Raw genomic sequence first — 18,766 nt, forward strand, 5'->3', positions numbered from 1 at the left:
GAAAGAGCAGCCCCTCGGAAGCAGGCCGAATCGAGCGATTCGGCGCAGAGAGGCAAAGAGGCGCGATTATAGCACCCAAACAGGGGAGGTCAACAGCCCCCCTGACGGCCAGACTCCTGCCTGACCGTCGGAAGACAGGAGTCGGAGGACGGAGGACAGAAGCGGCGGCGTGTCCCGTGGCGGCGCATCGAGCGCCGCTGGAAAGCTCGTCGTGGGTTCGGCGTCCGCCGAACGACGCCGACTCAGTCGCTACAATTCGAGTCCGCCGCCCATCGGGCGCCGACCGATCTGCCGTGAGCGAACCCCGATCGTCCTCTGACGCGCCCGAGCCCCCGCTCCCCGGAGAGGTCGCTCCGGCCGCGAGCGTGCGCGCGGCGCCGGCCGACGTCGTGCCGGAACCGCCGGAAGCCGCCGGGACCGCGGTGAGCCTCGCGGAAGCGGCAACCAGGGCCGCGACGACGTCCGTGCCCCCGGTGCCCCCGGAGCCACCCGCGGGCAAAGCATCGCCCGCTGCCGCGCCGCCGCGCGACGTCACGCCGGTCGCGATCGTCGTCGCCTTCGTCGCAGGCTGCGCCATCGCGCTCGCCGCGTACGTGGCGATCAACGAGGGCTCGTTCCGCTCGACCGGACAGGCGCAGGTCTACGGCATCGCGAAGATGTCCGTCCCGCGCGGCACCGCGAAACGCGACGGCGACACGCTCGTCGTACAGGCGCCGGTGGCCGACGTCCTGATCGTCTCGACACCGAGCGATTTCCGCGCGCGCGACCTCGCTTCGATCGCCTGGAACGTCGAGGACGTCCCGGCGGGCGCCGACGTGCGCCTGCTGTTCACCAGCGACTACCGGCCGCGACGCGTCGAGAATCGACCGCTCGCCGTCGAGGACGGGCGTGTGCAGCCCATCGTGCTCTCCGGCGATCGCGATTGGATCGGGAAGATCACCGGACTCGCGCTCGCGGTGCGCGCGCCGGGCGCGACGATCCGGGTCCGCGGCGTCACGGCCAAGCCGCAGACGGCGCTGCAACTCGTCGGCGACCGCGCGCGCGAATGGTTCCGCTTCGAACCGTGGAACGGCACGTCGATCAACGCCGTCACCGGCGGCGCTCAGGCGCAGAACCTGCCGCTGCCCGTTCCGGTCACGATCGCGGCGTTGATCGCCCTGGCCGCGCTCGCGCTCGTGCGCCGCCTCGCGCCCGCGCGCCTGCGCGGAACCCTCGCGTCGATCGCCGCGGGACTGTTCGTCCTCGCCTGGGCGGTGCTCGATGTCCGCTGGACCGCGAACCTCGCGCGCCAGAACGTCGCGACGATCGAACGCTACGGCGGCAAGGATGCCGCGGGCCGCGCCGACGCGGCCGAGGACGGCGACCTCTACCGCTTCATCGAGAAGGTACGCGCCGCGCTCCCGGCCGATCCGCAGCGCATCGTCGTGCTCTCGTCCGCGCACTACTACCGTGGGCGCGCCGGATGGCACCTGCTGCCGCATCGCGTGATGTGGACCCCGACGGTCGACGCGGCGCCCGCGCGCGACCTGCTGCGCCCGGGCGACTACGTCGTCGTCTGGCAGGACAGCCACGCCGCATTCGATGCGGCCGCAGGACGCCTGCGCTTCGACAACGGCGTCGATCTCGCCGCGAAACTCGTGACGGGCGAGGGCCCGCACGCCGTCTACGCGATCCTCTGACGCGCCATGGACCTCGTCGGGCTGCTGTTCGCCCTGCTGCTGCCGTACGCGATCGGCGATGCGCTGCTCGCGGCCTGCGTCGCCAACGGCCGCGCGTGGCGGGAACCGGGCCTCGTGCCCTGGCTCGCGGGCGCCGCGTGGATCGTCGGGTCGTTCGCGCTGACGCTCGTCATGCGCGCGAACGCGATGGCCGGCGTTCCGTTCAGCCTGCCGTCGATCGGCGTTCCCGGCCTCGCGATCGTCGCGGCCGCCGGATTCGTCGCGTGGCGACGCAACCGCGACGGCTGGCGCGACGGCCTCGGTGATGCATTCGGCGGCCTGATGGCGCACGATCTCGGCCGCGCGGCGCGCATCGCATGGTTCGTGCTCCTCGCGTGGCTCTCGTTGCGCGCGGCGATGCTGCTCGTCGAGGTGGTATCGAAGCCGATCTACCCGTGGGACGCGTGGTCGGCCTGGGCGACGAAGGCGAAGGCGTACTTCGCCGCGCGCACGATCGTGCCCTTCGGCGACGAATCGGCGTGGGCCACTGCCCCGACGGCCATCTGGTTCGACGCGGCGCCCGGGCAGCCCGCGACGCTGCCGCTGCTGCAGACGTGGATCGCCACCGCGATGGGCCGCTTCGACGACGCGCGCGTGACGCTCCCGTGGTGGTTCGCGTTCGTCGCGATGATGCTCGTCGTGTACGGGGAGACGCGCAGGCGCGGCGTCGCCCCGTTGCCCTCGCTCGCGGCCGCGTGGTTCGCGGGCTCGATGCCGCTGATGGGCACGCAGGTGGCGCTCGCCGGCTACGCGGATCTTTTGCTGGCGGCGGCGTTCGCGCTCGGCGCGCTCGCCGGTCTTCGCGCGGTGCGAACGCGCGAGCCCGTCGATGTCGTCGCGGCGCTGTTCGCGCTCGCGGCGGTCGCGTCGATGAAGGTTGCGGGCTGGGCCTGGATCGTCGCGGTACTGCCGGGTCTCGCCGCAACCGCGCTTCCGCCGGCATGGACGCGGCGCATCGCCATCGGACTCGTCGCCGCGGTAGCCGCCGTCGTCGCGGTGGCGGCGCGATTCACCGACGTCGCGATCGGCCCGGTGTCGCTCGCGTTCGATCCGTCGTACTCCACCCTCGCCGCCGACGGCCTGCTGCTCGCGAACTGGCACCTGCTCGCGCTCGGCGTGGTGGGCACGATCGCGTTCGCGTGGCGCCGGCTCCTCGGGCCCGACCTCGGAGGGCTCACGCTCGTCGTCGCGGCCTGCGCCGGATGGATCGCGCTCCTCGCCGCGTTTCCGTGGCTGCGCGCCTGGGGCGCGGACGGGCTCGGCCTCAATCGCGCGGTGCTGGTGGCCGCGCCCGTCGTCGTGACCTGGATGGTCGTGGCGTTGCAGGACGCGGGCGCCGCGCGGAGCATGCCGGCGCCGGCCGAAGCGGGAAGCTGATCGATGCTCGAACTGCCGTCGGTCACGCTCGTCTGCGCCGACACGCTGAACCACGGCCTCGCGGTGCGCGCCCTCGCGCTCTGCCGCGAGCGCGTGCGCTTCGGTCGCGCGCTGTTCCTGGCCGACCGCGCGCCGACGCCGTTGCCGCCGGGCGTCGAGTGGCGGCCCATCGCGCCGCTCGATTCGCGTGACGCCTACTCCTCGCTGATGATCAAGGGCCTCTCCGCGCACGTCGAGACGACGCACGCGCTCGTCGTCCAGTGGGACGGCTACGTCGTGAATCCGGACGCGTGGACCGACGAGTTCCTCGCGTACGACTACATCGGCGCGCCGTGGTTCTGGGCTCCGGAAGGGGCGCGGGTCGGCAACGGCGGCTTCTCGCTCCGGTCGCGCAAGCTCCTCGACGCGCTCGCCGATCCGGCGGTCGTCGTCGATGGCAACGAGGACGTCACGATCTGCCGCACCCATCGCAGGCACCTCGAGGAGCGCCACGCGATCCGCTTCGCGCCCGAGGCGCTCGCCGCGCGCTTCTCGTTCGAGGCCGCCTACCCGATCGGCCGCCCGTTCGGTTTCCACGGACTGTTCAACTTCGCGCGCGTCGAATCCGACGCCACCATCGCCGCGCTCGCTCCCGCGGTCTCCGACGCGATCGCAGGTTCGCCGCAGATGCACTCACTGATGCGCAATTGCGTGGCCCTGGGCCACACGCAGGCCGCGATCGCGATCGCGAACCGGATCGTCGCGGCGGTGCCCGATCACGAGGAGGCGCTGCGCGTGCGCGCCGATGCGGGGCGGGCGCTCGCCCGCGGACCGGCCGCCGGGCGGAACGAGCCGTGTCCGTGCGGCAGCGGCAAGCGCTTCAAGGCCTGCCACGGCGCGCTCGCGCCCGCGCCCAAGGCGGCGAAGGATGCCGAAACCCTGACGCGCGAAGGCATCGAGGCCCACCGCTCCGGCCGGATCGACGACGCGAAGCGTCGCTACGAAGCGGCGCTGGCCGTCGCGCCCGATCACCCGTACGCCGGCCATTTCCTGGCCGTCATCGCGATGCAGCGGCGCGATTACGCGGTCGCGATCCCGGCGCTCGAGCGCACCGTGCGCGAACGTCCCGACGAGCCGGACTTCCACAACAACCTCGGCCTCGCCTACGCCGGGGTCGACCGGTTCGACGACGCGATCGCCGCGCATCGCCGGTCGATCGCGCTCCGCCCGGAGAACGCGAGCGCATGGAACAATCTCGGCCTCGCGCTGGTCGAGCAGTGCCGCCACGCCGAGGCGGTCGACGCCTATCGGCGCGCGCTCGCGATCGACCCCGCGTTTCCGAAGGGACGCTGGAACCTCGCGATGGCGCGCCTCATGCTCGGCGATCGCGGCGGCTGGTCCGACTACGAGGCGCGACTCGACATCGACGAACTCGGCCACCCGCCCGACATCCCCGGCGTCGCGCGCTGGCGCGGCGGCGAGGCCTCCGGCAGGACGATCCTCCTCGACGCCGAGCAGGGCTACGGCGACATGCTGCAGTTCATCCGCTACGCGAAGGCGCTCGCCGCGCGCGGCGCCCGGGTGATCGTGCGGGCGCGCGATCCGATCGCCGACCTGATTCGCACAGCCCCCGGCGTCGCGGATGTCGTGTCGATCGACGCGACTCCGCCTGCCGACGGCTGGCTGCCGCTCATGTCGCTGCCGGGCGTCCTCGGCATCGATCCGCACGGCGAGGCGCCCGACCCGCCCTATCTCCGCGCGGACGCCGCGCGCGTCGAGGCGATGCGCGCGAAGCTCGCGACCCGGCGCGCGAAGCTCAAGGTCGGACTCTCGTGGGCCGGCAATCCGGTCCAGCAGAACAACCGCCGCCGCTCGATTCCGCTGGCGCTGCTCGCGCCGCTCCTCGAGCGCGACGACATCGCCTGGTACTCGCTCCAGCGCGTCGACGGCGAGGACGAGATGGCCTCGGTCCCGGCCGCGCGTTCTCTCGTGCTCGCGGACGAACGCAACGAGTTCATGGGCAAGGCGGCGCTGATGGAGGCGCTCGACCTCGTCGTGAGCGTCTGCACGAGCAACGCGCATCTCGCCGGAGCGCTCGCGCGCCCGACGTGGATCGCCCTCGCCTACGCGCCCGACTGGCGCTGGGGCACGACCGGCTCGTCGACGCGCTGGTACCCGACGGCGCGACTGTTCCGTCAGGGCGCGCCGGGCGACTGGACCTCCGTGGTGCGCGAGATCGGCGTCGCGCTCGACCGCGAACTCGACGCGCGATGACGCTGCGCCCGCCCAGGTCGCGCAACGACCCCTGTCCCTGCGGCAGCGGCAAGCGCTACAAGCACTGCCATGGCGGCGACGCGCGGCCTCAGGAGACGTTGGCCGTTCCGGCGTCGACGCAACCGGACGACCTGGCCCGCGCCGCGCTGAGGAACGGCCGGCCCGATGAAGCGGTCCGGATCCTCGTTGACGCGTTCGGCCGGTCGCCGGAGGACCTGGGAACGCTGAAGCTGCTCGCGGAAGCGCTGCGCGGTTCCGATCCCGCCCGGTCGCGCGCTTGCTGGGAGCGCGCGCACGAGCGCGCACCCGACGATCCGGAGACGCTGTTCTTCCTCGGGGACTTCGCGCGCGAAGCGGGCGACTTCGAGGAGGCGATCCGACGGTTCGAACAGGCGCTCGCGGTCGCGCCCGATCACCCGGCGCTCCTCAACAACCTCGGCCTCGCGCTCGAGAAGGCGGGCCGCCTGGACGAGGCGGAGCCGCGCTTCCGCCGCGCGCTCGAGGTCGCGCCCGGCGATCTCAACGCCCTCGCGAACCTCGCGCAGAACCTCTACCAGCTGCACCGCTTCCGCGAGGCGGCCGGACTCTTCGACCGGCTGATCGCGCGCATGCCGACGGCGCCGGCCTCGATCTGGGTCAACCGCGCGATCTGCCTCATCGACTGCAGCGAGATCTCGAAGGCCGCCGCGAGCTTCGAGCGCGCGGTCGAGCTCGCGCCCGACTCCGCCAATGCGTGGCGGGGCCTCGGCATCGTCCGCATCGAGCAGAAGCAGTTCGGAGCGGCGGTCATCGCGCTCGAACGAGCGATGAAACTCGATCTCGAGGACGTCGCGGCGGAGTGCATGCTGTTCCACGCGAACGGCTTCGAGTGCCACTGGCGCGATTTCGACGCCGCGCGCGCGCGCCTGATCGAGTTCGCGCGCAACCCGTCGCCGACACAGGTCGGCGCGGTCCTGCCGTTCGTGTTGCAGTCGATCGACGACGACCCCGAACTCGAACTTCGGGTGGCTCGCCGCTGGGCGGACACGCAGCTCGTGCCGCCGAGCCCGGTGCGTCCCCCGCGACGTCGCCCGGACGGCCGACTCAACCTGGGGTTCGTCTCGTCCGACCTCTACGAGCACCCGGTCGGCCGGCTCGTCGTCGGACTGTTCGAGCGGCTCGATCGGTCGCGCTACCGCGTCTTCGCCTACTCCCATGGCCCGGATCGTGCGGACGCGACGCGCGCGCGGCTCGTGGCGGCGTCCGACGGCTTCCGCGTCCGTCCTTCGATGGACGCCTTCGAGATCGCCCAGTCGATGCGCGACGACGGCGTCGACGTCGCGTTCGATCTGACCGGCTTCACCGGGACCACGGTGGTCGAGGTGCTGCTGCACCGGCCCGCGCCGGTGCAGGTCAACTTCCTCGGCTACACCGGCACGATGGGAAGCTCCGCGATCGACTGGATACTCACCGACCGGTTCTGCGTGCCGCCGGCGTTCGCGAAGCACTACGCCGAACGAGCGCTCTACGTCGACCCCTGCTACATGCCGAGCGACACGGCGCGCATGCTCTCCGAGACGCCGGTCACGCGGCGCGAGTACGGACTGCCCGAGGATGCCGTCGTGTTCTCGGCGCAGATGGGGGCCTACAAGATGAAGCCTCCCGTCCTCGCCGCGTGGATGCGCATCCTGGCGGAGGTCGACGGTTCGGTACTGTGGATGCGCCAGCAGTCGATCGGACTGGAGGCACGCCTGGGCGGCCTCGCACGTGCGCACGGCGTCGATCCCGGACGGCTTCGCTACGTGCCGTCGCAGAAGGTTCCGGTGTATCTGTCGCGGTTCCAGCTCGCCGATCTGTTCCTCGACGCGACGCCGTTCGGCTCGCACACGACGGTCAACGACGCGCTGTTCGCGGGCCTGCCCGTGCTCGCCATCGCCGGACGGTCGTTCGCGTCGCGCGCGAGCGCGAGCCAGGTACATGCCGCAGGACTCTCCGATCTCGTCGTGACCGATCTCGACGCGTACGTGAAGAAGGCCGTGGCGCTCGCGCGCGATCCCGCCGGGCTGCGCGCGATCGGGGCCCGGCTGCGCGAGCAGCGCGCGAGTCTCCCGCTCTTCGATCTCGATCGGTACGCACGCGAGTTCGAGGCGGCGATCGAGTACGCGTGGGCCAACACTCCCGAAACCTGACGCGGGTCAGCGTCGCTCCGCCCCCGGGCCCTCCGACAGGAACGTTCCGAGCGCGGTCAAGGGTGCGGCGTCGTCGAATACCCGGGCGGCGCCGGCGGACACGCGGCGCGACATCGCCTCCCGGAAGTCGCGATCGGTCGCGAGGCGAACGGCGCTCGCCACGCACCCTTCCTCGTCGCTCGCGACGAGCTCGGTCGCGCCGGCGAGCGCGAGCATGCCCGCGCTCTGGCGCGCACGCATCACGGTCCCCGGAAGCGTCGCGATCGGCAGGCCGCAGGCGATCGCATCGAGGCTCGTGTTGCCCCCCGACCAGCGCGCGCTGTCGAGCATCGCGTCGCACGCGAGGTTGACCCGCAGGTAGTCGTGGTGGCCGACCTGCGGCCGCACGATGACCCGCTCACGCGCCACGTCGTGCGCGTCGAGGACCGGGTCGAGACGCGCGCGCCAGGCCGCCGTGATCCGCGGATGGCGGCCCGCGAAGGCGACCACCCGGGCGAGCGGCGCCGCAGCGAGCACGCGCGCGATGCGACGATCGTCGGCGGGATGCAGCTTGAACAGCGACTGCGGCACGAGGAGCAGCGGCCCGTGCTCCGGCAGTCCCAGCGCGGCCCGGGAGGCCGGCTCGGGCAGGTGGAAGCGCGCGTAGCGCGTGCCCAAGCCGGGCAGGCGCACCAGGCGTTCGCGGTACTGCGCTTCTCCGCCCTCGGGCTCCATCGCGTCGCAGCCGAACATCGCGTCGACGGTCGCGAGTCCGCTCGTGACCGGATGGCCCCAGCCTGCCGCCTGCAGTGGTGCGAGGCGCAGCGATGCGAGCACGAAGGTCGTCGCATCCATGCCGAGTTCCGGATACACGATCGCGTCGGCAGCGCACGCGAAGACGGTGCGCGCGAGATCGGCCGTGCGCCTGCTCCCGATCGGCACGAAGCGATCCGCACGCGCGCGAATGCGCGCGGTGAGTTCGTCGTCGCCGTGCGTCAGGTGGAAGACGATCACTTCGAAGCGATCGCGTGCGAGGCCGGTGATCCAGCTCTCGAAATAGCGTCCCGCCGTGCCGTCCCGCAGGAACGCGGACACGAACGCGATGCGCCTGCGCCCGTCGCGCGGGCGCGCCGCGGCCTCCGCGCCCGCGACGAGCCGCGAAGGTTCCCTGGCCGCGCCGATCGTCGCGGCCAGCAGATCGCCGTAGGCCGCCTGCAGGTCGCGGTCGTCCTCGCCGTGGTAGGCGAGCAGGAAATTGGTCCAGCGCATCTCGTCGAGCACCCGGTCGGCGGGCATGCCGGACGCCCGGGCGGGCAACTCGTCGCGCAGCCTCGCCACGCCGGTCCGAAACCGTTCGCGCGCCTCCGCGATCGCCGTCTCGCTCGCCATGATCGAGGGCAGCGCCAGCTCCGCGCCCAGGCGCGCGCGCAAGAGACCGGCATCGTCCCGGGCCGCCTGCACGTAGGCGGTGTGCGCGGCCTCCATGTCGTCGCGCTCGGCGAGCGTCCCGGCCAGCGCGAAACGCGCGCGCGCGTCGCCGGGCCGGTCGACGAGCGCGCGGCGGTAGCCGTCCACCGCGCCGTCGAGGTCGCCGCCGCGGCGAGCGATGCTCGCGAGCACGATGCGGGCGCTCGCCTGCCGCGCATCGAGCGCGATCGCGCGCCGGGCGGCGTCGGCCGCGCCGTCCGAATCGCCGGCATCGCGCCGCGCGACCGCGAGGTTGGTCCAGCCGAACGCATAGCGGGAATCGGCCGCGACCGCACGTTCGAACGCGGCGCGGCCGTCGTCGTGGCGCCCGGCGCCGCGCAGCGCGTTGCCGAGGTTGTTCCAGGCCCGTGCGTAGCCCGGATCGAGACGCGTCGCCCGCTCGAAGCACGCGATCGCGAGGTCGAGCTCGCCGGCATCCGCGGCCGCGATGCCGCAGCGGTGCCACGCGCGAGCGTCGCCCGGGGCGAGCACGGTCGCCTCCCGGGCGTCGTCCAGCGCGCCGGCCGTGTCCCCCGTCCCGGATCTCGCGTCGGAACGCAACCGGAACGCCAGGGCCCGGAGCGACGCCGGGGCGAGCGCATCGTCGATGACGCGCGTCGCGTCGCGCATGGCGACGGCGACCTCCCCCGCGTCGAGCGCGCGCTGCGCGGCGACGAGGCGCGCGTCGCTCACGTCGGCGCGGGCCAGCCCGCCGATGCGAGCGCCTCGGGGGCCTTCTGCCCCAGCGCGACGACGTACGCCGCTTCGAGGTGCCTCGCGTAGATCCGGCCGTCGGTGAGCGGCGAGGTCGCGAGCTTCGCGACGATCTCCTGCCGCGTCTCGCGCATGAACGCCTCGTCCTGTGCGAGACGAACGGCGAGTTCGACGTAATCGCGCCCGCTCGCGGCGACCGTCGAGGTCACGCCGAGGTTCGCGAGAATCGACCAGCTCGTGCGTTCGCCGTGGCGCTTGCCCATCATGGTCACGACCGGGACCCCCATCGACAGCGGTTCGATCGTGCCGTTGACGTTGCCGAAGGGCATCGGGTCGAGGACCACGTCGACGATGCGATAGCGGGCCCGGTTGCCGCCTTCGCCCGACGCCTGCGGCAGGAACGTGAAGCGTTCGCGGGCGATGCCCGCCGCCGCCATGAGCCGCTCGTACGCGCCGCGATGTTCCGGCCGCAGCGGCGAGAACACGAACAGCGCCCGGGGCACGCGCTCGGCGATTTCCTTCCACAGCGAGAGGCACCGGCGCGACAGCTTCATCGGCGTCACGAAGGCGCCGATGACGAACGCCTCCTCCGGGACGCCCGCCTGCGCGCGGCCGAGCGGAGGGATCTTGCCGGGCGCGACGCGGCGCCAGGGATAGACCGAACCGCCCATCACGAGCAGCGGCTCGATCTGGTCCTCCTGCGCTTCGGGCAGGTCCGCCCAGGCGTCGGTGAGCTTGTAGTCGATCGCCGAGAGGCCCAGCGTGCCGGCGGAAGCGACGTGCGTGATCTGCACGCGCGCCGGCTTGAGCGCGAGGATGCCCGGCCGCGCGCCGCGGGTGTGCGTCTGCAGATCGACGAGGAGATCGAGATCGTCGCCGTCGATGGCGCGGGCGGCGGCACGATCCGCGAGGCCCGACAGGTCGCGGAACGCCGTGGCTATCGACTCGTATCGTTCGGTCCAGCGGTCGCGGTCGGACGAGAGCGCGTAGAAGTACAGATCGAAACGGTCGCGGTCGTGATGGCGCACCGCGTCCCACATCATCTTGCCCATGACGTGGTTGCGAAGATCCGCCGACAGGTAGCCGATCCTGATCTTCCCCGGCTTGCGTTCTGCCGCGCGCGGCCGCGGCACGCCGTAGACGCGCCGGGTCGCCTGGTCGTAGGTGCGCGCGAAACGGTGGATGACCGACGGCTCGACGTCGAAGAAGAGCAGCAGGTAGAGAAGCTCCTCGAGGGCGTCGACGAGCGAGGTTTCCGATCCCGCGCGATAGCGCTCCTGCCGCAGGCCGTCGAGGTAGCGGTCGAGCCGGGTGAAGTCGGCCTGGAACTGGCAGACCTCGAGCGCCTGCACGGCGAGCAGCAACGATTCCGGGCACGCAGCCTCGAAACGGCGGAAATTCGCCGCCCAGCCGCCGAAGTCACCGGCCTCGCGCAGGACCTCGCCCAGGTTCTTCCACGCGGACTCCCGCGTGGGGTCGATCGCCAGTACCCGGCGATACATGCTGGCCGACGCCTTGCGCCGATCCTGCTGTTGGAACAGCACCCCGAGGTTGAACGCCGCGTCGGGGAACGACGGATCGAAGGTCATCGCGTGCCGGTACGCCTCGACCGCGGCTGCGGCATCGCCCTCGAGTTGCCGGGCCACGCCCAGGTTGTAGTGCGTCTCGGCGTCGAGCGGATCGATGAGTGACGCGCGCTCGAACACTCGCGCGGCACCGGCGCCGTCGCCGATCCGAAGGAGCGCGTGTCCGAGCGCGCGCCACAACCCGAGGTTCGCGCCGTCGCGCGCGAGCCCGTCCTCGGCGAGCGAGATCGCGAGTGCCGGACGTTCGGCTTCGAGCGCGAGCCGGCTCGCGTCCACGCGCGCCTCGGCGTACCGCGGCGCCTGCGCGAGGACGGCCTCGAGATCGTCCGCTGCGGCATCGATCTCGCCCGCGTCCCATTCCAGCCGGGCGCGGAAATGGCGCGCGGGCGCGTAGTCCGGCTGGTCGTCGATGACGGCCGAGTACGCGGCCCGCGCGCGGCTGACGTCGCCCGTCTGGTGCGCGCGAAGGCCGTCCGTCCATCGGCCGGCGATCGCTTCGGCGTCGAGCCGCGCCGGCGTGTCGAGAGCCACTTCGCCGAGCGCGGCGCGCAGCGCCTCCGCGTCGGCGGGGATCCGGCGGTCGACGAGCGGCGGCTCCAGGTCGGCGATCGTCCACAGCGCGCGCGCCGGCCGGGCCGCGAGCCAGGGCCCCGTCGGCGCGTCGAGACCGCATGCGTCGACGAGGACGTCGGCATCGCGCGCGGCGACGACACGCGGGGTCGATGGGTCGGGAATCGGCCCGGTCGCGATGATCGCCGCCACCGGGACGGGCAGCGCGTTCGCGAGCGCCCTCGCCTCCTCCGGCGGCGCGAGCGCGACGAGCGTCGTCACGCACCCGTCGAGCGCCCGCAGAGCGTCGATGCGATCGCGCGGCAGGCCGGGGCTGGCCAGCACCGCGACACGCAACGCCTCTCCCGCGGTTCGCCGCGGCCACGCGACCGGCAGCGCCGCCGCGTGGCCGCGCACGGTTGCCACGGCGTACGCAGCGGACAGGCGCTGTGCGCGTTCCGTGTCCCCGAGATCACGGGCTGCGCGGGCGAGCTCGCGCAGCGCGTCGGCATTCTCGCCTCGCGCATCGCGACGCAATGCCTCGTCGAACACGTCGACGGTCGACGATGGCGCGGCTGCCGGCCCTTCCGCGGCCCGCGCGGCGATGACCGCGAGCAGTTCGAGCGGCGCCCTCGCCGGCGTTCTGGCCAAGTCCGCCAGGAGCACATCCTGGCCAGGCGCACCCGCCGTTCGCGCGAGCGCGGCCGCGATCAGCTTCGCGCGTGCCGGCGCGAACACCATGCCGGGGTCTCCCCGCACCGCGTCGGCGACTTCGGACCAGTCGACATCGGCCTCACCGAGCGACGCATCGGCGATCAGGCGAAACGTTCTCGCGCGCGGCTCATCCGGGTGGAGCGCGAGCGCCGAACGCGCGGCGGTCCTGGCGGCCTCCGCGTCGCCGGTCGCGAGGCAGGCCTCCGCCAGTGCGAGCCAGCTCGCGAGATGCGTCGGCGCGCGTTCCGTCGCCTCGCGCCATTCGGCCTTGGCCTGTTCGAGGCACCCGAGTTGCCAGAGCACCTCACCCGAGTGGAACCGGGCGTCCCCGTGGTCGGGACGGCGTTCGAGCTCCTGCTTGAAGCAGTACAGCGCATGGATCGGCCGCGACGCCCATTGCTCCTGGCGTCCCTTCGCCATCCAGTCGACCGGCGCCTCCTCGCTCACTTGAGCCTGGCCTTCAGCGCTTCGCGCACGAATCCGGGCGTGATCGCGCGCAGCAACGGTCCCGCCGACGACCGGCGCAGGCGCAGCGCCGCGAGGGCAACGCGATGTCCGCTGCCCCCGGTCGCCTGCAACGCAGCCTGCGCGTCGCGCGAAGGCGTCCACGGGCGGTAGCCGAGCGCATCGCGCAACCGGGTCCGCGCGAGCGGGGCGTGCCGCGTCGCCGCAGCTCTTCCGATCCGCACGCGTTCGTAGCAGGCGAGTGTCGCGTCCGCCATCGCCTCGAGCGTAATGCGCGGCACCGCTGCCGCGGTGCGCGCCGCCTTTGCGAGTGCCTGCGCCTCGCCGGGCCCGACGAGCGCGAGGATGCGATCCAGCATCAGGGCCTCGTCGCGCCACTCGCCCTCGGTCATCACGAAACCCGCCCCCGTCGCGGCGACGCGCTCGGGCAGTGCGCCGATCGGCGGCACCAGCGCCGGCCGGCCCGCGCCCCAGGCCTCGGACAGCGTGTAGCTGAACGTCTCGGGTCCCGCCGAGGGAAAGAGCACCAGCGACGCCCGGTAGTGCGACAGGAGATCCGGCAGGTCCCGGGGGTCGTAGCGGCCGTGCACGGTGAAGCGCGCATCGTCGCTCTGCCAGGCCGCGTGTTGCCGGTCGAGGTAGCCGATCAGCACGAACCGCACGCGCGACCCGCGTGCGCGCGCGAGTTCGACCAGGCGCTCGATGCGCCGCGCGCCCTTGTCGGGACCGACCGCGCCCAGGACCGCGACCGTCGGCACGTCGTCCTGCGGCAGCATCACGGCGAGCCGGGTTCCCGAGTGCCGGGGCGCCACGTCGGGCACGCCATGCGGCACGATGACCGCACCCTTCGCCGCCGGGAAGTACCGCTCGAGCGTGTCCGCCGCCCAGCGCGACGGCGCGACGACGAATGCCGCGCGCTCGATCATTGCGCGATGGCGCTGGCGCCACGCGACGATGTCGATCTCCGCGAACGCCGGCTGCGCGGCAAGGCACGCCCGGCACGTCGACGGATCGGTCTGCGCGCCGCAGTACATGCCCCGCGCGTCGAGGAAGGTGATCGTCGGACACGCGGCGTTCACGTCGTGCACCGTGTAGCCGTAGGGCAGGTCGAGCGAGGCGAGCGCGGTGAGGAGTCCGTCGCGGCACGCCGACAGGTTGTGGACGTGCACGAGGTCGACGCCGAGCGTCGCGCACAACGCGCCGAGGAAATCGCGCCAGGGCTCGTCGGGCAGGCGGTCGAGGTCGAACGCGATCGCCGTGCCGTCGGCGCGGTGGGCCTCGATGCGCCAGCGGTCGCCGACCGCGATCGCGACCGCATGGCGGCAGCGTGCCCGCGTGGACGCGACGAGCGCGCGCACGTGCGTCTCGGTGCCGCCCCCCTGGTGGTGCAGGATGTGCAGCACGCAAGGAGCGGACGCGGCATCGAGCGCGATCGTCGCCGCGGCGCGCAGCGGCGCGAGCGGGTCCTTCGAGACGTACTCGTGCACGAGCGACAGGTAACCCGGATGACGCGCGGTGAGCGTCGCGGTGTTCCTCGGCACCAGCGCCTCCTTCTGCTTCTCGAAGGACCGGCCGCCGGTGTGCAGCACGAACGCGTCGTCCGCGAGCACGTTGCGCCAGCCGGCCGCGGCCGCGCGCATGCACAGGTCGTTCTCCTCGCCGTAGCCGGCCCCGAACGCGGAGTCGAAGCCGCCGATCTGGTCGAGCAGCGCGCGGCGCACGAAGAAGCAGAAGCCGACGCCAGTGGGAAGCTCCGGGTAGCTCGGCACCGCCGCGCGCGCGAACGCCTCGGCGACCGGGCGCGGGTCCTCGCCCGCGGGCCATGGATTGTTCACGCAGAAGCGCGGATACGACAGGATCTCGGCGTTGTTCGACCACGGCGTGATCGTTCCGATCGAAGGATCGGACGCCGCGCAGCGCAGGAGCGCATCGAGCCAGCCGTCGGTGACGACGGTGTCGCTGTTCAGCAGGACGACATCGCGGCGTGACAGGCCGAAGCCTCGGTTCGCGGTGCCGGTGAATCCGAGGTTCTTCCCGTTCGCGAGGACCTCGACCTCCGGGTGGCCTTCCGCCGCGATCGAGCGCAGCACGTCGGCCACGCGCGGGTCGGGCGATGCGTCGTCGATCAGGACGAGCCGATAGACGGGCGGCGTGCGGTCGAGCACGCTCGCGACGCAGCGGCGGACGTCGTCGGGCGCGTTGTACACCGGCACGACGACGTCGACCACGGGCGCGCGATCCATCGGAGGACTCATCCGCCGCGAAGGCGCTTCCACGCGAGCTTCCCGCGCATCCACGGCAGCACCGCCCACCAGCGGAAGCTCTGGCGGTAGGCGATGATGCGCTCCTGCGCCTCCAGCGCGCGGTCGAGGCGGACGCACTCGTTCGCGGCGGCGGCGGCCTCGCGCTTCGCCGCGGCGAGCGCCTCGCGGGTGTTCGCCGACTCACGTTCGAGATCGGCGATGCGGCTCTGCGATGCCGCCAGCGCCGCGTCTCGTTCCGCCACGAGATTCGTCGCGTACGCTTCGCGCGCTCCGACTTCCGCGAGCGCAGCGTCGCGGTTCGCCAGCGCGGCGTCGCGTTCGACGACGAGCTTCTCGCGGAACGACGCGAGTTCCTCCAGGTGCTTCACGTGGGCGTTCGCCTTGGCGAGCTGGGTGTCGCGCTCCCCCACCAGCCGCTCGCGCTCGGCGACGAGCGACTCGAGCGCTCCGGCGCGATCGCCCTGCGCGGCGAGCTGGCCGTCGCGCTCGGCGACGAGCCGGTCGCGCACGGCGAGGAGTTCCTCGAGATGGCCGACATGCGCGTTCGCCTTCGCGAGCTGGCCGTCGCGCTCGACGACGACGCCTTCGCGGTCGCGCAGGAGCGCGTCCAGCCGGATCGCCTCGGCGGCGGCCTGCGCGGCCCGCCGCAGCTCGGTCTCGCCGGCATCCGAGAAGAGCGAGATCGCGGGGGCCGGCGGGGGCAGCGCAACTGCGCGACGCGCCGCGACGACGACGAAGTACATCGCGGGGGGCACCGCCGCTGGCCCGACGCGCGACGCGTCGCCGTCGAAGGCCTCGACGTCCGTCCCGCCTTCCTCGCGCCACAGCACGGAACCCAGCCAGACGCGCTGGGCGTGCCAGCGCCGCGCCGGGAAACGCGCATCGAGCAGGCGCTCGAGTTCGGCCCGGTCGTGCTCGTGCCGGTGGAACGGATTCACGTAGCCGCGCGACTCCGAGTATTCTGGACGGTTGGGCGCGGAGAGCACGAGCACGCCGTCGTCGACGAGCACGCGCGCGAACTCCTCGAGCATCCTCGGCTGGTCCTCCGGCGCGAGGTGCTCGATGGTCTCGAACGACACGACCAGCTCGACGCTCGCGTCGTCGAGCGGCAGCGCGGTCGCGGACCCCGCGCGGAACGAGAGGTTGGCGCACGAGGCGTAGGCGGCGTTCGCGTGGGCCACGGTCGCCGCGTCGATGTCGATGCCGACGACCGACGCCGCGGCCTGGGCCAGGATCGCGCTGCCGTAGCCCTCGCCGCACGCGACGTCGAGCACGCGGCGGCCGGCGGCATGGCGTCGCGCGAACGCGTAGCGGTGGACGTGCTCGTAGACGATTTCGCCCTCGATGCCTGGGACGAAGCGCTCGCCGGTGAACGTCAGGGGCTCGGGCATGCGGGGCGCGAGGCGCGCGGGGCGCAGAACCGCGTCATTTTAGCCGATCACCCCGGTCGGCCGATGGCGCCGGTGCCCACGGAACTCCCGTCCTACGACCCCCGGTCCGTGTCGAGCCACTCGTGCGGCAGCCGCACCAGTCCGAGTTCGCGCGCGTCGCCGCCGACGATGAGCGGCGTCTCGACGTGGTCGAACAGGTAGATGCCCTGCGGGTCGAGCGCGTGCGCGCGCACGACGTACTTGCCCGGCAGGATCGCGAGCCGCGGCAGGCGCAGCGCGAACGCGAAGCGGTCGCCCGAGGCGTGGCGCAGCGTGACGTGCTCCATGTCGGTGGCGACGCCGTAGACCGGCGTGCCGTCGGCGCGCACGATGCCGATGAGCACGGCGGGCGGGCGCCCGTCGGACGAGAAGACCTCGCCGCTCACGGTCAGGGATTCGCCCATCCGGATCGACGCGCCCGGGTCGAGGACGAGCGAACACACGCGCGGGGTGTCGGTCGAGGTCGGGGCCGCGGTCAGCGATTCGGCGCGCTGCACGACGCCGGCCGCCTTCTCCTCGTGCCACGCGAGGTAGGCCTGCGTCACATCCATCGCCGGGCCGTAGCGTTCGACCCGCCCACCCCTGAGCCAGATGGCGTTGCGGCAGAGCTTCTGCACGTGGTACATGCCGTGCGAGCACAGGAGCAGCGTGCCGCCGCCCGCGAGGTAGTTCTCCATCCACGCCATGCACTTCTTCTGGAACGACTCGTCGCCGACCGCGAGCACCTCGTCGGTGATGAGCACGTCGGGCGAGAGCGCGGTCGCGACCGCGAAGCCCAGCCGCACCACCATCCCCGACGAATAGTGCTTGATCGGGTCGGCGAGGTGCTCGCCCAGGTCGGCGAAGCGCACGATCGACTCGCGCTTCTCCGCGAGTTCCGCGGGGGTGATGCCGAGGAGCGCCGCGGCGAGATCGATGTTCTGCGCGCCGGTGTACTCGGGATGGAAACCCGACCCCAGCTCGAGCAGCGCGCCGACGCGCCCGCGCACGGTCACGCGTCCGCGCGTCGGCGTGATGATGCCCGCCACGGCCTTGAGCAGCGTCGACTTGCCCGCGCCGTTCTCGCCGATCACGCCGAGCGACTGGCCGCGGTACATCGTGAACGAGACACCGTCGAGCGCGGTGAACGCCCGGGCGACGCCGCGTCCCCGCAGGAGGCTCCACACCAGCGACACGCGGCCGCCGCGCGAGTCCACCTTCGCGTAGTCCTTGCCGACGCCGTCGAGTTCGAGCAGCGGCGCGGTCACACGAAGTCCTCGAAGTGCGGCGACAGCCGCCGGAACATCCAGCGCCCGGCGAGGAAGATCGCCACCGCGACCGCGAGCGCGACGACATCCGAGAGTCGCGGCGCGAGCTGGCCTTCGAGCAGCGCCGCGCGCATGCGGTCGACGAGCCAGGTGAACGGGTTCGCGGCGACGAAACCGCGCAGGTTGGCGGGCACGAGCGAGAGCGGGTAGAGGACCGGCGTCAGGTACATCAGCATCATCAGGACCGGCATCAGCACGTGCTCGACGTCGCGCACGAACACCTGCAGCGACGCGAGCGCGAGCGAGATGCCCGCGACCGCGATCGCCATGATCATCCACAGCGGGATCGCGGCGACGAGCCCGACGAGCCAGACCTCCTTGCCGAACGCCCGCAGCACGGCGAGCACGACGATGTAGCCGACGAAGTGGATCGCGAGCGTCCCCGCGACCGACGCGTAGACGACGACTTCGTGCGGGAACGCGACTTTCCGGATCAGCCCGCCGTACGCGGGCACGCAGACGGCCGCGCGCTGGATCGCCTCCTGCGCCGCGACCCAGGGCCACAGCGCGACCGCGACGAACGCGAGAAACGAGGTGCCGACCGAACCCGTCGCGCGGAAGATCGACGTGAACACGAAGTGGTAGACGCCGAGCAGCGCGACCGGGTGGATGAGCGCCCACGCGAGGCCGCTGACGCTGCCGAGGTAGCGCGTCGTCGCCTCGCGGCGGAAGAACTGGACGAAGAGCGCGCGTCCGATCGCGCCCTGGTCGGGCCCGGCGATCCGGCGCGTGGAGACGACCTGAGCGGGGGCGCCCATCGGCTGGAAGCGCGACG

10 protein-coding genes are annotated in these 18,766 nt (G+C 72.7%); 4 read left to right on the forward strand and 6 right to left on the reverse strand.

All coding sequences use genetic code 11. The annotated features are described in order from the left end of the window. The first annotated feature begins 293 nt into the window (after positions 1 to 293). The 4 genes from HS109_15665 to HS109_15680 are packed head-to-tail and all read left to right on the forward strand — an operon-like array spanning position 294 to position 7,516. Positions 294 to 1,679 carry a hypothetical protein gene (locus tag HS109_15665; protein MBE7523801.1) on the forward strand — a complete coding sequence of 462 codons (1,386 nt, stop codon included), beginning with the start codon at positions 294 to 296 and terminating at the stop codon, positions 1,677 to 1,679. 6 nt (positions 1,680 to 1,685) lie between these two features. Beyond that, positions 1,686 to 3,095 (forward strand): hypothetical protein, encoded by a 1,410-nt coding sequence (locus HS109_15670; GenBank protein ID MBE7523802.1) that lies wholly within the window; start codon positions 1,686 to 1,688, stop codon positions 3,093 to 3,095. Between the two features lie 3 nt (positions 3,096 to 3,098). Then, positions 3,099 to 5,348: a tetratricopeptide repeat protein gene (locus tag HS109_15675; GenBank protein MBE7523803.1), complete on the forward strand. Its 2,250-nt coding sequence runs from the start codon at positions 3,099 to 3,101 to the stop codon at positions 5,346 to 5,348. Continuing rightward, positions 5,345 to 7,516, forward strand: coding sequence for a tetratricopeptide repeat protein (locus HS109_15680; protein MBE7523804.1), 2,172 nt, complete (start codon positions 5,345 to 5,347; stop codon positions 7,514 to 7,516). The genes HS109_15675 and HS109_15680 overlap by 4 nt, the downstream gene beginning before the upstream one ends. Before the next feature lie 6 nt (positions 7,517 to 7,522). Here the strand turns inward: HS109_15680 and HS109_15685 are convergent, their stop codons facing one another. The 6 genes from HS109_15685 to HS109_15710 all read right to left on the reverse strand — a co-directional run bounded on the left by HS109_15685 (position 7,523) and on the right by HS109_15710 (position 18,749). Beyond that, a complete protein-coding gene (locus tag HS109_15685; protein ID MBE7523805.1) occupies positions 7,523 to 9,655 on the reverse strand; it encodes a tetratricopeptide repeat protein in 2,133 nt (710 codons plus the stop codon). Then, entirely contained in the window at positions 9,652 to 12,972 is a 3,321-nt protein-coding gene (locus HS109_15690) for a tetratricopeptide repeat protein (GenBank protein ID MBE7523806.1), read from the reverse strand. Before HS109_15690 ends, HS109_15685 begins: the two co-directional genes overlap by 4 nt. After that, positions 12,969 to 15,233 carry a glycosyltransferase gene (locus tag HS109_15695; GenBank protein ID MBE7523807.1) on the reverse strand — a complete coding sequence of 755 codons (2,265 nt, stop codon included), beginning with the start codon at positions 15,231 to 15,233 and terminating at the stop codon, positions 12,969 to 12,971. Before HS109_15695 ends, HS109_15690 begins: the two co-directional genes overlap by 4 nt. Positions 15,234 to 15,241: 8 nt before the next feature. After that, positions 15,242 to 16,645, reverse strand: a complete 1,404-nt coding sequence (locus HS109_15700; protein ID MBE7523808.1) for a methyltransferase domain-containing protein — start codon at positions 16,643 to 16,645, stop codon at positions 15,242 to 15,244. Between the two features lie 92 nt (positions 16,646 to 16,737). Further along, a complete protein-coding gene (locus tag HS109_15705) occupies positions 16,738 to 17,931 on the reverse strand; it encodes an ABC transporter ATP-binding protein (GenBank protein ID MBE7523809.1) in 1,194 nt (397 codons plus the stop codon). Then, a complete protein-coding gene (locus HS109_15710) occupies positions 17,928 to 18,749 on the reverse strand; it encodes an ABC transporter permease (protein ID MBE7523810.1) in 822 nt (273 codons plus the stop codon). The genes HS109_15705 and HS109_15710 overlap by 4 nt, the downstream gene beginning before the upstream one ends. Between the last annotated feature and the right edge of the window lie 17 nt (positions 18,750 to 18,766).

The sequence above is a fragment of the Burkholderiales bacterium genome (genome assembly GCA_015075645.1).
Taxonomy (GTDB): Bacteria; Pseudomonadota; Gammaproteobacteria; order Burkholderiales; family Casimicrobiaceae; genus VBCG01.